We start from the raw sequence: 14,615 nt of genomic DNA on the forward strand, positions 1-14,615 counted from the left end.
GATTCGCAAATGCCGGTGATGACGCCCGAGGGGCACCCTCACCGGCATTGGATTGCGGCGTTGCAGCATGGACGACGCGACGCTCAAGCGGCCATCGTCGCGTGCCGCCCGGCGAAGGCCTTCTGCTCAAGGATGGCAAGCATCGCGACCGCCACCGCCTGGATGACCAGAAAGGCAAGGCCGAGCGCCGTCGGTGCGACCAGGCCGAGAACTGGCAGCGCGATGCTTGCCGCCACCCAGAGCCAGTTTCCGGCAATGACGATCAAGGTCCCGGATCCGGGTGTGCGTGCCGGAAGGGCGACGAGCACCATGAACGCCGAGACGGGAAGAAGCAGCAGGCCGGCATAGAAGAGCAAGTCGGCCGGAAGGCCAAGCGGACCGGCCAGAAGGCCGTCGGCGACCAGCAGCAGCGCGCCCATCACGGCACAGGTGAGCGCGTCGACGACGAGGAGATTGCGAAGCGACAGACGGGCGATGATGTCGAACATGTCAGGTTCCTTCCTGTTGGCTCGATGCGGCGCTGGCCGCTCGATGACCGGAAGAAAAGCATCTCAAGGTCATGAGGTCGATTACCTCAAAGGTCATTGAATCACGCGCGAGGGAGCGCCAATCTGACCTCATGAGCACAGCAAGCACGTTCGCCGGCCAACTCCGCATCTGGCGCAACCGCCGCCGCCTGAGCCAGCTCGCCCTCGCCGGCGAGGCCGGCCTGTCGCAGCGACATCTCAGCTTCCTGGAATCGGGCAAGGCCAGACCCAGCCGGGACATGGTGGAGCGTCTCGCGGTTCACCTCGCCGTGCCGCCGCGTGAGACCAATGCGTTGCTTGTTGCCGCCGGTTTTGCCCCCTTGGCCGAAACGCGGGCCATCGATCATCCCGAGATGGAGATGGCCCTTGGCGTCGTCGAGATGATCCTCAACGGCCATGCTCCCCATCCCTCGATCGCCGTCGACCGCCACTGGAGCCTGCTGCGCGCCAACGCGGCCGCCCGGTTCCTGCTTGCCGGCGTCTCGCCGACGCTGCTCGCCGAACCGGTCAACGTGCTGCGCGTCAGCCTGCACCCTGAGGGGCTGGCCCCGCGCATCCTCAATTTTCGGCAATGGCGCTCCCACATCCTGCTGCGGCTGGCCGCCCAGGTTGAGACGAGCGGCGACGTGGAACTCGCCGCCCTTCATGACGAGATCGCAAGCTACCCGGTGCCGCCCGGCGCCCGCCCCTACAGGCCTTTTGGCGCGGACCGGCACGCCGGGATCGCCATTCCGCTGCAACTGGCAAGCGAGGCCGGCCCGCTGTCCTTCCTGAGCACGACGACGGTGTTCGGGACGGCGGTCGACATCCTGCTCTCCGAACTCGTCATCGAGAGCTTCTTTCCCGCCGATGCAGAAACGACAGCCGCCATGGCCCGGATCACGGCGCAAACCGGGGCGAACTGAAGCCGGCTCGGTCAGTCGTCGGCCGACGAACGCAGGCGCTTGACCGCGGATCGCTGCTTCTTGGAGGCGAGCCGGCGTTCCTTCGATCCGCGCGTCGGCCGTGTCGCCTTGCGCGGCTTGGGGCGCTCCAGCGCCTTGCGCACGAGTGCCGCAAGCCGCTCAAGCGCGTCCTGACGGTTTCGCTCCTGGGTACGGAAGCGGTCAGCCTGGATCAGGATCTCGCCGGACAGCGTCAGCCGGCTGCCGGCAAGTCGCCCGAGCCGCTGCTTGACGTCCTCCGGCAGGGTGCGGTTGGCATGCAACTGGAACCTTAGCTGCACGGCTGTCGCGACCTTGTTGACATTCTGCCCGCCCGGACCGGAGGCCCGCACGAAGCTCTCCGACAGATCCTCCGCCGGAATGACGATGCCCTGCCCGATTTCCAGAGGCGCGCTCCTGCCCTCCGCCATGCCGCCTGTCCTTCATTTCCCTGGTCGGATGCGATGATCGTTGCCGCTCCCCTGTGTGCTAGTCGATATCGCCGGGCGGTTCAACGTGCACTCGGGAGGCGGGCTTGGAGGCTGTCCGTGCCAATGCTATGTCGGGATCTGCGTTTTCCTGAAACCGTCTTCCCGCAAAGGTGCCGCCCGTGAAACCGGATCGCAGGATCGACCGCCTCATCGAGATCATGGCCGCGCTGCGGACGCCGGGAACCGGCTGCCCCTGGGACCTGGAACAGGATTTCGGCACGATCGCCCCGTACACGATCGAGGAGGCCTATGAGGTTGCCGACGCCATCCATCGCGGCGACATGGTCAACCTGCGCGAGGAACTGGGCGACCTCCTGCTTCAGGTGGTCTACCACGCGCAGCTTGCCGAAGAGGACGGCGCCTTTGCCTTTCCCGATGTCGTCGAGGGCATCACCACCAAGATGATCCGCCGCCATCCGCATGTCTTCGGCGACGAGGCGGCCCGCTCCGCCGGCATGGCCAAGGGCATGTGGGAACGCATCAAGCAGGAGGAGAAGCGCGAGCGCGCCGCCGCCCGTGAAGCAGCCGGCATTCCCGGACGCGAGCCCCGCTTCCTGGACGATGTGCCCGCCATCTTCCCGGCGCTTGTCGAGGCCGAGAAGTTGCAACGTCGGGCCGCCCGCGTCGGCTTCGACTGGGGCAGCGCCGGACCGGTACTCGACAAGATTCGCGAGGAAACGGAGGAGCTTGCCGCCGAGATCGAAGAAGACGGCGACCTGTCGGGAGATCGCCGCGAGCGCATCGCCGGAGAGATCGGCGACCTGATCTTCGCCGTCGCCAATCTCGCCCGCCATCTCGACATCGATCCGGAAGAAGCGCTCAAACGCACCAACCGGAAGTTCCGCCATCGCTTCGCCGCGATAGAGGACGCCGCCGTATCCTCCGGCCGCACGCTTGATGATCTGGGTCTTGAGGAGATGGAAGAGGTCTGGCAGGCGGCCAAGCAGCCACCGTCAACGCAGCAGGCGGAAGATCAGGACATCGTGTCGTCCGTGTCCCCGTCGACCTCGACAAAAGCGCCTCGATAACGGTCGGAGAACTCGTCCTTCCGCCGCTCGCCGACACGGACCTGGAGGCGGGTCCGAGCCTCCTGGTCCTGCCGCTTCAGCACATCGGTGTGCCGATAGAGCCAGGCAAGTCTCTCGCCGTCCTCGAGCGGCACCGAAACCCGATAGATGTGGCTGCCCTCCGACAGGCGGTCCTCGATACGGGTGAGAAGATCGTCCACCCCCTCCCCCGAGACGGCAGAAACGGCAACGGGCCCGGCGCCCGCGCGGTTCGCTCCCACCAGAGTCCGTCGTTGCTCCTCCGGAAGGAGATCGACCTTGTTCCAGACCTCGACAAGCCGGGCATCGCGATCCTCGTCGAGGCCGAGGATGTCGAGCGTCGCCGCCACATCGGCCGCCTGCGCGTCCGTGTCTTCATGCGAGATGTCACGCACATGCAGGATAAGGTTCGCTTCCGTCACCTCCTCCAGTGTTGCGCGGAAGGCGGCAATCAGATGCGTGGGGAGATCGGAGATGAAGCCGACGGTGTCGGACAGGATGATGTCGCTGCCATGCGGCAGCGTGACGCGCCGCAGCGTCGGATCCAGCGTTGCGAACAGGAGGTCCTTGGCAAACACGTCGGACTGCGTCAGACGGTTGAAAAGGGTCGACTTGCCGGCATTGGTGTAGCCGACAAGGGCGACAACCGGTTGCGGTACCTTTTTGCGCTTCTGTCGATGCAGGTCGCGGGTGCGGGTGACCTGCTCCAGGTCCTTTTCCAGGCGCATGATGCGTTCCTGGATCAGCCGGCGGTCGGCCTCGATCTGGGTTTCGCCGGGCCCGCCGATGAAGCCGAGACCGCCGCGCTGCCGCTCCAGATGGGTCCATGAACGCACGAGCCGGCTTTTCTGCCATTTCAGATGCGCCAGTTCGACCTGCAACGTGCCCTCGGCAGTGCTGGCGCGCGCACCGAAAATCTCGAGAATCAGGCCTGTCCGGTCCAATACCTTGCACTGCAGGGCTTTTTCCAGATTGCGCTGCTGGATGGGCGTCAGCGGATGGTCGATGACCACCAGTTCGGCCTCCTCGGCCTTCACGATCGCTCCCAGTTCCTCGACCTTGCCACTGCCGAAGAGCGTGCCCGGGCGGGGATTGGAGACGTTGACGATGCCGGAAGAGACAATGTCGAGATCGATCGCGGCGGCCAGTCCGATCGCTTCCTCAAGCCGGGCCTGAGGCGAGCGGCGCAGGGATGCTTCCGTCGCGCCGTCGCCGCGATAGCGGCCCGACAGGACAGGTACGATCACGGCGGCGCGCGCGCCGGCAGCTCCGCGCGGAGCGTCGAACGGATTGTTCGGCTCCTGCGCGGAGGGCTTGTCCTTGCCTGGGCGGGGCTGTTTTTTCAATCAGTCCGCCGCTTTTTCGCCTGCCTCGTCGGCCGGGTCGAAGAGTTGCACCGGAGCATTCGGCATGACGGTGGAAATCGCATGCTTGTAGACAAGCTGCGAATGGCCGTCACGACGAAGAAGAACGCAGAAATTGTCGAACCACGTCACGACACCCTGCAACTTCACACCGTTGATCAGGAAAATCGTGAGCGGCGTCTTCTGTTTGCGTACGTGATTGAGGAAAGTGTCCTGAAGGTTTTGAGCGCGGTCAGCCATGCTTTATATTGTCCTGCATTCGCTTTGTCGTTTATTGGTGCACCCGACCGACAACCCGACCTGAAACCGGTTTCTCGCGACCGCGAGCATTGCGCTGGGCAAGGGTCGGCGTCAAGAGCCCGGAGGAAAGCTCCCGGGCGCACAAGCGGCAGTCTAGCGCATCCCGATCTGCATTTCTGCCCGTTTCTGGGTCAACCCGGACAGACGATCAGAGCCGGGGAGCGGCGCCCCTGCCCCGCTCGTCCCTTCCGGTCAAGCAGGTGACAACTCGCTGACCGTGTGGAACATTTTACGCAGTTCCATCGTGGTCTCGCCGGGATGCCCGTTGCCGATCGTGGTGTCATCGACCCGCACCACCGGCATCACGAGGGTCGAGGCAGCTGTAATGAATGCCTCTTTTGCCTGACGTGCTTCTTCCACGCTGAAGGGCCGCTCGTCAAACGTTAAACCGGCACGTTCAATCATATCCAGAACAACCTGCCGCGTGATCCCCTTGAGGATGCCGGACTGCGCCGGTCGCGTCACGAGGCAATTGTCCCGGGTCACGATCCATGCGTTGGTCGACCCGCCCTCGGTCACCATGCCGTCCGCATCGACGAACCACGCTTCCTTGGCCCCGGCTTCCCTGGCCTTCTGCTTGGCCAGCACATTGGGCAGCAGGCCGACGGTCTTGATGTCCACCCTGTCCCAGCGGTTTTCCGGAACGGTGATGACCGCCACGCCCTGTTCGGCCGCCTTCTCGCCCGCTGCAGGCCGCACCGGCTTGGCGGTGATGACCAGGGCCGGCGGCGTGTCCGCCGGCGGAAACACGTGATCCCGGCGCGCAACGCCGCGGGTCACCTGCATGTAGACAATACCGTCGCGCACGAGGTTCTTCCGCACGACCTGACGCAGGATCTGGGATAGCGCCGCACGGCTCATCGGCATGCGGATCGACAATTCGCGAAGCGAACGTTCGAGCCGGTCGAGATGCCGACGCTCGTCGACGATCTTGCCCTGCCAGATCTCGCAGACCTCATAGACACCGTCGGCGAACTGGTAACCCCGGTCCTCGATATGCACGGCGGCTTCCGCGTGGCGGACATAGCGCCCGTTCACATAGGCAATGCGGCTCATTTCCCCTCCGGGTTCAGACAATCAGGCGGACATGGCGTGGAAACGCCGGTTCTATCAGAAGAATTCCAGGCTCACCCGGAACATTTGCTCGACCTGCCGAACACGCTCGGCAATGGCGAAGAGCACGCAGCGATCATGCGCCCGGATAATGGCGCTCCCGTCCGGCGTAATCACGTTGCCGTCCCGGAAAATCGCACCCACCCGGATGCCGTCCGGCAGATCCACCTCGCGCAACGGCTTTCCGACCAGCGGCGATGTCTCCAGCGCCTCCGCCTCGATCACTTCCGCCGCGCCGTTCTGCAAGGCATGCACGCCGCGAATGCGGCCGCGCCGCACGTGCTGGAGAATCTTCGAGATCGTCACCTGCCGCGGATTGACGAAGGCGTCGATCCCCAGCGCATGGGCGAAGGTCGGGTAGCTCGGGTTGTTGAGGAGCGACAGGTTGCGCTTGCAGCCGAGCTTCTTGGCCATCACGCAGGACAGGATGTTGACCTCGTCCTCGTTGGTCAGCGCGATCAGCGTGTCGGCGTCCTGGATGTCCGCTTCGAGCAACAGGTTCTGGTCGAGCGCACTGCCATGCAGGATCACGGCACGTTTCAGCGTGTCGGCGATGCTGAGCGCCCGTTCGCGCGAATGCTCGATGATCTTGACCTTCGCCGCCGACTGGCGCTGTTCCAGCGTATGCGCCACGTAATGGCCGATATTGCCACCGCCTGCGATCACGACGCGGCTGGCCTCAGGCTCCTCATGGCCGAAGATCGCAAGCGTCCGCCGGACCCGGTCCCGCCGTGCCACCACATAGACGAGATCGTCGACAAGCAGCGTGTCGGAACTCTTGGGCACGAACAGGTGGTTGCCGCGGAAGACGCCCGTCACGACGGCGCCCAGATCGGGGAACAGCTCCGTCAGCTGACGCAGCGGCGTGTTCACCACCGGGCAGTCCTCGCGGCAGACGACGCCCACGACGACGACCTGGTCGTCGGCGAAACGCACCGTCTCCACGGCGCCCGGCAGCGCAAGGCGGCGCAGCACCATCTCGCCGACCTCGATCTCGGGCGAGATGATCACGTCGATGGGCATATTGTCGCGGGAGAACAGGTCGCTCCAATGTGACTTCAGGTAGCTCTGCGCGCGCACGCGCGCCACCTTGGTCGGCACCTTGAACAGCGAATGGGCCACCTGGCAGGCGACCATGTTGACCTCGTCATAAAGCGTGACGGCGATCAGCATGTCTGCCTGGTCGGCACCGGCCTGCGCCAGGACATCGGGATGGGCGCCATGGCCGACGAACCCGCGCACGTCGAGCGTGTCGCGAATCGCGTTGATCAGCCGCGGCGAGGAATCGATCACCGACACGTCGTTCTGCTCGGCGGCCAGCTTCTCGGCAATGCCGTAGCCAACCTGACCGGCACCGCAAATCACCACTCTCATCGGATCCAGCGTCCTTTCGGAAACCTAAGGGCCGGCAATCGGGAGCATGCCGACTGCCGAAGCCAGGAAAAGCGGGCGCTCACGACAAGCCGAGCGACTTCAGCTTGCGATGCAGGGCGGACCGTTCCATTCCGACGAATTCCGCCGTCCGCGAAACATTGCCGCCGAACCGCTTGATCTGCGCCTGCAGGTAGTCGCGCTCGAACATCTCCCGGGCATCGCGCAGCGGCAGCGCCATCAGGTGCTCGCCGCCGCCATTGGTCGGCAGGTTCGGCACGTCCGCACCGATCTCGCCGGGCAACAGGTCGGCGGTGATCACGGCATCCGGCTCCCCCCTCGAGAGGATCATCAGCCGTTCCACATTGTTGCGCAACTGGCGAACGTTGCCGGGCCAGTCATGTGCCTGCAGCACGGCCATCGCGTCCTCGCCGATCTTGCGTATCGGCAGTCCCGAGGCGACCGAAATCTGCTCCATGAAGAACTGCACGAGGTCGGGAATGTCGTCGCGGCGGTCGGCCAGCGCCGGCACATGCAGCGGAACGACGCCGAGCCGGTGGAACAGGTCCTCCCGGAACCGCGTTTCGGAGATCTCGTTCTCCAGGTTGCGGGCGCTCGACGACAGGATGCGGATGTCGACGCTCACCTTGCCGACGCCTCCGACCCGCGTGAAGGTCTGGTCGACCAGCACCCGCAGGATCTTGCCCTGCGTCTCGTAGGGCATGTCGGCGACCTCGTCGATATAGAGGGTGCCGCCATGGGCCTCCTCCATCGCGCCAACCTTCCGGATGCGACCGTCGACATCCTCGATGCCGAACAGTTCCTCTTCCATGCGGTCGGGCGTTATCGTCGCCGCGTTGATCACCACGAACGGGTTGCGGGCCCGTTGCGACATGGCGTGAATGGTCCGGGCCGTGAGTTCCTTGCCGGCACCGGAGGGGCCGGCGATCAGCACGCGGCTGTTGGTCGGTGCGACCCGTTCGATCGTGTGCCGCAACTGGTTCATGGCGCTGCTGTTGCCAAGCAGTTCCGGCGCGTCGCTGCTGCGCTGCTTGAGCTGCCTGATCTCGCGCTTCAGGGACGAGGCTTCCAGCGCCCGCTCCGTGATCAGCACCAGCCGGTCGGCCTTGAAGGGCTTTTCGATGTAGTCGTAGGCGCCCCGCTTGATCGCCGAGACCGCGGTCTCGATATTGCCGTGGCCGGAGATGATCACGACGGGCAGTTCCGCGTCCTGGCTCTTGATCTCGTCAAGGAGTTCCAGGCCGTCCAGCTTGCTGCCCTGGAGCCAGATGTCGAGCACGACCATCGAGGGTCGGCGTTCCTTGATCGCCGCCAATGCGCTGTCGCTGTCCCCGGCCGTGCGGGTCTTGAACCCCTCGTCATCGAGAATGCCCGCGACAAGGTCTCGAATGTCGGCTTCGTCATCGACGATTAGGATATCATACGCCATCTGTTGCAACCGTCTCCGGAGTATCGGACGCCTCGTCTGTCCGGCCTGTGGCCTCAGCGGTGTTCCTGGCCATTGTCAGCCGGACCATCGCGCCTGTTCCGCCCCCGCTTCCCTCGGCATCCTGCGGGGCGTCGAGAAGCTCGATGCCGCCGCCGTGTTCTTCCATGATCTTCTTGACGATCGCGAGCCCGAGCCCCGTCCCCTTCTCGCGCGTCGTCATGTAGGGCTCAAGCAGTCGCTGCCGGTTCTCCACCGGCAGGCCGATGCCATTGTCGATGACCTCGACCACGACGCGGTTGTCGTCCTCCACCAGATTGATGCGAATGCGCCCGCCCCCCGCCTGCTCGGGCGGCAGCGCCATCACCGATTCCGTCGCGTTCTTGATCACGTTGGTGAAAGCCTGGCCGACCAGCCGCTGGTCGAAGCTGGCCCTGACCGCCTCGTCCGGCAACAGCGTCTTGATCGAGATGTCGGGATTGGCAACGCTCTGCAGGAAAGCAGCCTCCCGCACCGTCGTTCGAAGGTCGCTGGTGCTCATGGTCGGCTTCGGCATGCGGGCGAAGGAGGAGAACTCGTCGACCATCCGGCCGATGTCGCCGACCTGGCGAATGATCGTGTCGATGCACTGGTCGAAAACGGACCGGTCATCCTCGACGATCGTCTTGCCGTAGCGCCGCCGGATGCGCTCCGCCGAAAGCTGGATCGGGGTCAGCGGGTTCTTGATCTCGTGCGCGATGCGTCGCGCGACGTCGGCCCAGGCCGATGTCCGCTGCGCCGTCACGAGGTCGGTGATGTCGTCGAGCGTCACCACGAAGCCGTGCTCGCTGCGTGTCGACTGTTCGCTGGTGACCCGCACGTTCACCGTCCGCTCCCGCCCCTGCCTGTGGATGGAGACCTGCGTCTCGCTCATCCGGTCGTCAGCACGTGCCAGCGCGTCCTCGACGACCTCCGCCAGCTCCGGGATCACCCGGGCAAGAGGTTCGTCGAGCAGCGTGCTCTCGCTGAAATCCAGCAGGTGCAGCGCGGACCGGTTGACCAGCGTGATCCGGCCGCTGTCGTCGATGCCGATAACGCCTGCAGTAACACCGGAAAGCACCGCCTCGGTGAAGCGCCGGCGCCGGTCGATCTGGTCGTTGGCCGCCAGCAGCGCGTCGCGCTGGCCGCGCAGCTGCGCCGTCATGTTGTTGAAGGTCGAGCCCAGGTTGGCGAGGTCGCCGGCCGACTTGTCGGTCTCCACCTGGACATAGAGGTTGCCCTTGGAGACCTGGTCCGCCGCTCCGATCAGCCGTCTTATCGGGGCGACGAGCATGTTGGCGAAACCGAAGCCGATCCAGATCGAGGACAGCAGCAACACCAGCGTTACGCCCGTATAGACGAGCGCGAACGCAACCTGCACGCCAAAACGGCTTTGCTCCATCCGGGTGTACTGGCTCGCCCCGTCCTCCGCCAGTCTGAGATAGTCGACGACACGCTTGTCCATGGCACGGGTGACATAGAGATACATGTCGTCATAGGCGGAGAGTTTCATCACGCCGCCCACGAGGTTCGACACACCCGGCGCGATCAGCACCGGCTCGCCCGCCTGCGTCTGGCTGAAAGCTTCCGTGGGAGGCAGCAGCACCTCGATATCGGGATTGACGATGACCCGGGTGATCACCGTCCCGTCCGACTTCATCAGGAAGGCGCCGAGAAGCGCGCGCAACGTCGTCTGTGTCTGGAAGAAACTGTCGAACCGTGTCGGCTCGAAATCATAGACAGCCTTGGCCCGGTCGATGTCGTTGGCCATGGCGATCAGGTCGCCGCGCAGCACCCTCGCATGTTCCTGCAGATAGGCCTGGGCGACCGTCAGGGCATTGTCGATGATGAGGCGCGTGCGATCCTCGAACCAGCGGTCGAGGCCGCGGTCGAGCGTGATCGTCGCCAGGATCGCAACCAGCACGGCCGGCACGGCGGCCACCACGCTGAACAGTGTCACGATGCGCCCGTGCAACCGGGCGGCGGCGCGCCCGCGCCGGCGTGCCTGCCACAGCGCGGCGAATTCCAGCCCGATCAGCAGCAGCAGGATCGCCACCAGCACGCCGTTGATCACCATCGCGACCTGCGCCACCGGCCCGTCCGGGGCAATCGGCGTCACGCCCATCAGCACGAAGAAGGTGAGCGTTATCGAGATCAGCGAAATGATGACGAGGACGAGACCGATCCGGCGCACGCGAAGGCCGCGGCCACCATGATCGGGCTGGGAAGAGAAGCTGCTCGTTCTTTCGGCAAGCACAGGCAAGCGACCGTCTGTTGGAATCGATCCATGCGGGACCGGCGCTGGGAATGCGGCACCCTTACCACACAATGTTGCCAAATTACGACAGAGAAGGCCGCCTGTGAAAGACGGGCCCGATCCACGCCGGCCATGTCCGGGCGTGTGAACAACGCCGCGTGTCAGCGGTTGGAGCGGATAACCTGCACGTCCAGGTCCCGGATCTTCTTGCGCAGCGTGTTGCGGTTCACGCCCAGGAGCTCCGCCGCCTTGATCTGGTTGCCACGGGTCGCGGCCAGGGCCGCGCCGATCAGCGGATATTCGACCTCGCGCAGGATCCGGTGATAGAGGCCGGGAGGCGGCAACGCGTCCCCGAACGCCTGGAAATAGGTGTTCAGATAGCGTTCCACCGAACCGGACAGGTCAACCTGGCTGTTCTCCTCTTCCTCGACGCTCGGCGCCGGCTGGCTCAGTTCCTGTTCGATGAGGGCAGCCGAAATCACGTCCTGCGGATAGAGCGCGGACAGCCGGCGCACCAGGTTTTCCAGTTCCCGGATATTGCCGGGCCAGCGGTAGCGTCGCAGCCGGTCAACAGCCGCCGTCTCGATCTGCTTCGCCGGCAGGCCCTCCTTCTCGGCAAGCGTGAAGAAGTGGCGCACGAGGTCGGGGATGTCCTCGATACGCTCGCGCAGCGGCGGCAGCCGGATCGGCACCACGTTGAGGCGGTAGTAAAGATCCTCGCGGAAGAGACCCTGGTTGATGAGCTGGCGCAGGTCCTTGTTGGTCGCCGCCACGATCCGCACGTCGGTGCGGATGGGCACGCGCCCGCCGACGGTCGTGTATTCGCCCTGCTGCAAGACGCGCAGCAACCGCGTCTGCGCTTCCATCGGCATGTCGCCGATCTCGTCGAGGAAGAGCGTGCCGCCGTCAGCCTGCTCGAAACGACCGGCCGAGCGCTGCTGCGCGCCGGTGAAAGCGCCCTTCTCGTGGCCGAACAGCTCCGCCTCGATCAGGTCGCGCGGGATTGCCGCCATGTTGATGGCGACGAAGGGGCCGTTGCGGCGCTTGCCGTAGTCGTGAAGGGCACGGGCGACCAGTTCCTTGCCGGTGCCGGACTCGCCGTTGATCATCACCGACAGGTCGGTCTGCATGAGGCGCGCCAGGACCCGGTAGATTTCCTGCATGGCCGGCGACCTGCCGACCAGCGGAATGTTCTCGCCATTGTCCTCCGGCTGCTCCACCCGGGTGCGCTTCGGCTCCGACAGCGCGCGTCCGACGATCGACGTCAGCTCCTTCAGGTCGAAGGGCTTTGGCAGATACTCGTAAGCCCCCTTCTCCGAAGCGCGGATCGCCGTCATGAAGGTGTTTTGCGCGCTCATGACGATGACCGGGAGATCCGGGCGAAGCTTCTTGATGCGCGGCAACACGTCGAACGCGTTCTCGTCCGGCATCATCACGTCGGTGACGACGAGGTCGCCGTCGCCGGAACTGACCCATCGCCAGAGCGTCGTGGCATTCGATGTCAGGCGGACGGTGTAGCCGGCCCGCGACAGGGCCTGGTTGAGCACCGTCCGGATCGCGGCATCATCGTCGGCAACTAGGATTGTACCGGTCGGCATGTATGGGGTTCCCAGGTATCAGGTCTCGTCCTGCGTCGCGAAAGCGGGCATCAGGATACGGAAAACGGTGCGGCCCGGCTGGCTGTCACATTCGATGACGCCCCCGTGGTCACCGATGATCTTGGCGACGAGTGCAAGGCCGAGGCCGGAGCCGTTGGCCTTGGTCGTCACGAACGGATCGAAGAGATGCGGCAGAAGGTCTTCCGGGACGCCGGGACCATTGTCCCGCACGCAGAACTCGAGCGGCAGGCTGACCTTCTCGCGCGAACCGGGAACGGAAAGCCGGATGCCCGGCCGGTAGGCGGTGGTCAGGGTGATCTCGCCGGTGGCCTCGCTGCTGACCGCCTCGCACGCGTTCTTCACAAGGTTGAGGAAGACCTGAACGAGCTGGTCCCGGTTGGCAAAGACCTGCGGCAGGGAGGGATCGTATTCGACATTGATGGGCGTGTTGCGGGCGAACCCCGAATGAGCGAGACGCTGCACGTGATCGAGCACCACGTGGATATTGACCGGCTCGCGCTCGATCGGCCGCTCGTCGGAGAACACCTCCATCCGGTCGACCAGCTTCACGATGCGGTCGGTCTCGTCCATGATCAGCCGGGTGAGCGGACGGTCGTCTTCCCCGGCGGAGCCTTCCAGCAACTGCGCGGCGCCCCGGATGCCGGACAGCGGGTTCTTGATCTCATGCGCCAGCATGGTCGCCAGGCCCGACACGGTGCGCGCCGCGCCGCGCGAGGTCAGCTGCCGGTCGATCTTCTCCGCCATGCCGCGTTCCTGAAGCATCAGGACCACCGCCCCCGGCCGGTCGGCGACGGGCGCCGCGATGATGTCGACGATCTTCTCCGCGCCGATCCGCGGAGAGCCGATATCGACCTTGTACTCGTTGACCGGCGCGCCGCGCTCGCGCACCTGCGAGATCAGCATCAGGAGCGGGCTCCCGAACGGCACGAAATGCGAGACCGGATGGCGACGCAGAACCTGCGCACTGGCCCGGAAGAAGCTCTCCGCGGCCATGTTCGCCTCGATGATCCGTCCTTGCGGGTCGACCAGGATCAGCGGGTGAGGAAGGGCATCGAGAATCTGGCTCGATGCACCGCTCGGCTGGCTGACAACGGGTTCCTGCATGCCCCTCATGCCGCCTTCTCCATCCGCGCGTCCGGCGCGTCGGCAAACCACTTGCGCAGGGTGCGCGTCACGAAGACCGGATCGGTCGAGGTCAGCAACGCGCGCCGGAGATCGCCGGGCAGATCCGGCGCCCCGGCGTCGAGATACCAGGCGATGTGCTTGCGGGAAAGCTTCAGCCCCTTCTCGGCGCCGTAATGGGCCAGCATCATCTCGACATGTTCCTCGATCAGATCGCCGAGTGCTGCCCCCGTCGGCGCGGCCATCGCGGCCTCGCCGTCAAGCGCGGCTCCGACCATCCCCGGAAGCCATGGACGGCCATAGGCGCCGCGGCCGATCATCACCGCATCGGCCCCGGAGCGCTCCAGCATCGTGCGGGCGTCGTCCGCGCCCAGGCAGTCGCCATTGGCGATCAGCGGAACGGAGATCCGCTCGCGAACGGCGGCGATTGCGGCCCAGTCGGCGCGCCCCTTGTAGAACTGGTTGCGGGTGCGGCCATGCACCGTGATCATCGCGACGCCGGCCGCTTCCGCGCGCTGGGCAAGCTCCGGCGCGTTCAGGCAGCCCTCGTCCCAGCCAAGACGCATCTTGAGTGTCACCGGCACGGTCGCCGCGCCCATGGTGGCCTCGATCAGGCGCAGCGCGTGATCGAGATCGCGCATCAGCGCCGATCCGGAATAACCGGACGTCACCTTCTTGGCCGGGCATCCCATGTTGATGTCGATCACATCGGCGCCGGCACCTTCCGCGATCCTTGCGCCTTCCGCCATCCAGTGCTCCTCGCGCCCCGCCAGCTGCACCACATGCGCGGCCCCCTCGACACCTTCGCTGCGCAGGCGCGTTTCGGGATGGCCTTCGGCCAGCTGCTCGCAGGCAACCATCTCGGAGACGACCAGCCCCGCGCCGAAGCGATGCGCGAGCCGACGGAACGGAACATCGGTGACGCCCGACATCGGAGCCAGGAACGCACGATTCGCGCTCGTCACGGACCCGATCCGCACTCCGCCTGCCAGCTTGCCACTGCGTTCTTTGCTCATA

Annotated in this window: 13 protein-coding genes; 2 read left to right on the forward strand and 11 right to left on the reverse strand. The window is 65.3% G+C overall.

Annotated elements, in window-relative coordinates; genetic code table 11:
- Positions 1–83: 83 nt before the first annotated feature.
- A complete protein-coding gene (locus ACQY46_RS15205; protein WP_428696877.1) occupies positions 84–488 on the reverse strand; it encodes a hypothetical protein in 405 nt (134 codons plus the stop codon).
- A gap of 131 nt (positions 489–619) precedes the next feature.
- On the opposite strand from ACQY46_RS15205, the gene ACQY46_RS15210 reads away from it, so the two are divergent.
- Entirely contained in the window at positions 620–1,432 is an 813-nt protein-coding gene (locus ACQY46_RS15210) for a helix-turn-helix domain-containing protein (RefSeq protein WP_428696878.1), read from the forward strand.
- Between the two features lie 11 nt (positions 1,433–1,443).
- Here the strand turns inward: ACQY46_RS15210 and arfB are convergent, their stop codons facing one another.
- Positions 1,444–1,881, reverse strand: coding sequence for an alternative ribosome rescue aminoacyl-tRNA hydrolase ArfB (gene arfB, locus ACQY46_RS15215; protein WP_428696879.1), 438 nt, complete (start codon positions 1,879–1,881; stop codon positions 1,444–1,446).
- A gap of 179 nt (positions 1,882–2,060) precedes the next feature.
- Between arfB and mazG the strand changes: the two genes are divergently transcribed.
- A complete protein-coding gene (gene mazG, locus ACQY46_RS15220; protein WP_428696880.1) occupies positions 2,061–2,969 on the forward strand; it encodes a nucleoside triphosphate pyrophosphohydrolase in 909 nt (302 codons plus the stop codon).
- Here mazG and hflX read toward each other — a convergent pair.
- From hflX to dusB, 9 genes are all read right to left on the reverse strand, one after another.
- On the reverse strand, positions 2,915–4,333 hold the full coding sequence (hflX, locus tag ACQY46_RS15225) for a GTPase HflX (RefSeq protein WP_428696881.1): 1,419 nt from the start codon (positions 4,331–4,333) through the stop codon (positions 2,915–2,917). The genes mazG and hflX overlap by 55 nt on opposite strands.
- Positions 4,334–4,591 carry an RNA chaperone Hfq gene (gene hfq / locus ACQY46_RS15230; RefSeq protein WP_306027403.1) on the reverse strand — a complete coding sequence of 86 codons (258 nt, stop codon included), beginning with the start codon at positions 4,589–4,591 and terminating at the stop codon, positions 4,334–4,336. It lies immediately after the preceding gene.
- A gap of 252 nt (positions 4,592–4,843) precedes the next feature.
- Positions 4,844–5,707 carry a D-amino-acid transaminase gene (locus ACQY46_RS15235; protein WP_428696882.1) on the reverse strand — a complete coding sequence of 288 codons (864 nt, stop codon included), beginning with the start codon at positions 5,705–5,707 and terminating at the stop codon, positions 4,844–4,846.
- A gap of 54 nt (positions 5,708–5,761) precedes the next feature.
- Positions 5,762–7,138 carry a Trk system potassium transporter TrkA gene (gene trkA, locus ACQY46_RS15240; protein ID WP_428696883.1) on the reverse strand — a complete coding sequence of 459 codons (1,377 nt, stop codon included), beginning with the start codon at positions 7,136–7,138 and terminating at the stop codon, positions 5,762–5,764.
- A gap of 79 nt (positions 7,139–7,217) precedes the next feature.
- Positions 7,218–8,585 carry a sigma-54-dependent transcriptional regulator gene (locus tag ACQY46_RS15245; RefSeq protein ID WP_428696884.1) on the reverse strand — a complete coding sequence of 456 codons (1,368 nt, stop codon included), beginning with the start codon at positions 8,583–8,585 and terminating at the stop codon, positions 7,218–7,220.
- Positions 8,575–10,857, reverse strand: coding sequence for an ATP-binding protein (locus ACQY46_RS15250; RefSeq protein ID WP_428700498.1), 2,283 nt, complete (start codon positions 10,855–10,857; stop codon positions 8,575–8,577). Before ACQY46_RS15250 ends, ACQY46_RS15245 begins: the two co-directional genes overlap by 11 nt.
- A 161-nt stretch (positions 10,858–11,018) precedes the next feature.
- The gene (ntrC, locus tag ACQY46_RS15255) at positions 11,019–12,455 is read right to left on the reverse strand and encodes a nitrogen regulation protein NR(I) (RefSeq protein WP_428696885.1); all 1,437 of its coding nucleotides are present in this window, start codon (positions 12,453–12,455) and stop codon (positions 11,019–11,021) included.
- Between the two features lie 18 nt (positions 12,456–12,473).
- Positions 12,474–13,589: a two-component system sensor histidine kinase NtrB gene (locus tag ACQY46_RS15260; RefSeq protein WP_428696886.1), complete on the reverse strand. Its 1,116-nt coding sequence runs from the start codon at positions 13,587–13,589 to the stop codon at positions 12,474–12,476.
- A complete protein-coding gene (gene dusB, locus ACQY46_RS15265; protein WP_428696887.1) occupies positions 13,586–14,614 on the reverse strand; it encodes a tRNA dihydrouridine synthase DusB in 1,029 nt (342 codons plus the stop codon). The genes ACQY46_RS15260 and dusB overlap by 4 nt, the downstream gene beginning before the upstream one ends.
- Position 14,615: the final 1 nt, after the last annotated feature.

Origin of the sequence: Stappia sp. (assembly GCF_965276915.1) — a bacterium.
In the GTDB taxonomy this organism is placed as follows: Bacteria; Pseudomonadota; Alphaproteobacteria; order Rhizobiales; family Stappiaceae; genus Stappia.

Bases quoted from the DNA above. Each gene is read 5' to 3' on its own strand.
- arfB (WP_428696879.1), bottom strand. From the start codon at position 1,881: ATGGCGGAGGGCAGGAGCGCGCCTCTGGAAATCGGGCAGGGCATCGTC.
- ACQY46_RS15235 (WP_428696882.1), bottom strand. From the start codon at position 5,707: ATGAGCCGCATTGCCTATGTGAACGGGCGCTATGTCCGCCACGCGGAA.
- trkA (WP_428696883.1), bottom strand. From the start codon at position 7,138: ATGAGAGTGGTGATTTGCGGTGCCGGTCAGGTTGGCTACGGCATTGCC.
- ntrC (WP_428696885.1), bottom strand. From the start codon at position 12,455: ATGCCGACCGGTACAATCCTAGTTGCCGACGATGATGCCGCGATCCGG.
- ACQY46_RS15245 (WP_428696884.1), bottom strand. From the start codon at position 8,585: ATGGCGTATGATATCCTAATCGTCGATGACGAAGCCGACATTCGAGAC.
- hfq (WP_306027403.1), bottom strand. From the start codon at position 4,591: ATGGCTGACCGCGCTCAAAACCTTCAGGACACTTTCCTCAATCACGTA.
- ACQY46_RS15210 (WP_428696878.1), top strand. From the start codon at position 620: ATGAGCACAGCAAGCACGTTCGCCGGCCAACTCCGCATCTGGCGCAAC.
- ACQY46_RS15260 (WP_428696886.1), bottom strand. From the start codon at position 13,589: ATGAGGGGCATGCAGGAACCCGTTGTCAGCCAGCCGAGCGGTGCATCG.
- ACQY46_RS15205 (WP_428696877.1), bottom strand. From the start codon at position 488: ATGTTCGACATCATCGCCCGTCTGTCGCTTCGCAATCTCCTCGTCGTC.
- dusB (WP_428696887.1), bottom strand. From the start codon at position 14,614: ATGAGCAAAGAACGCAGTGGCAAGCTGGCAGGCGGAGTGCGGATCGGG.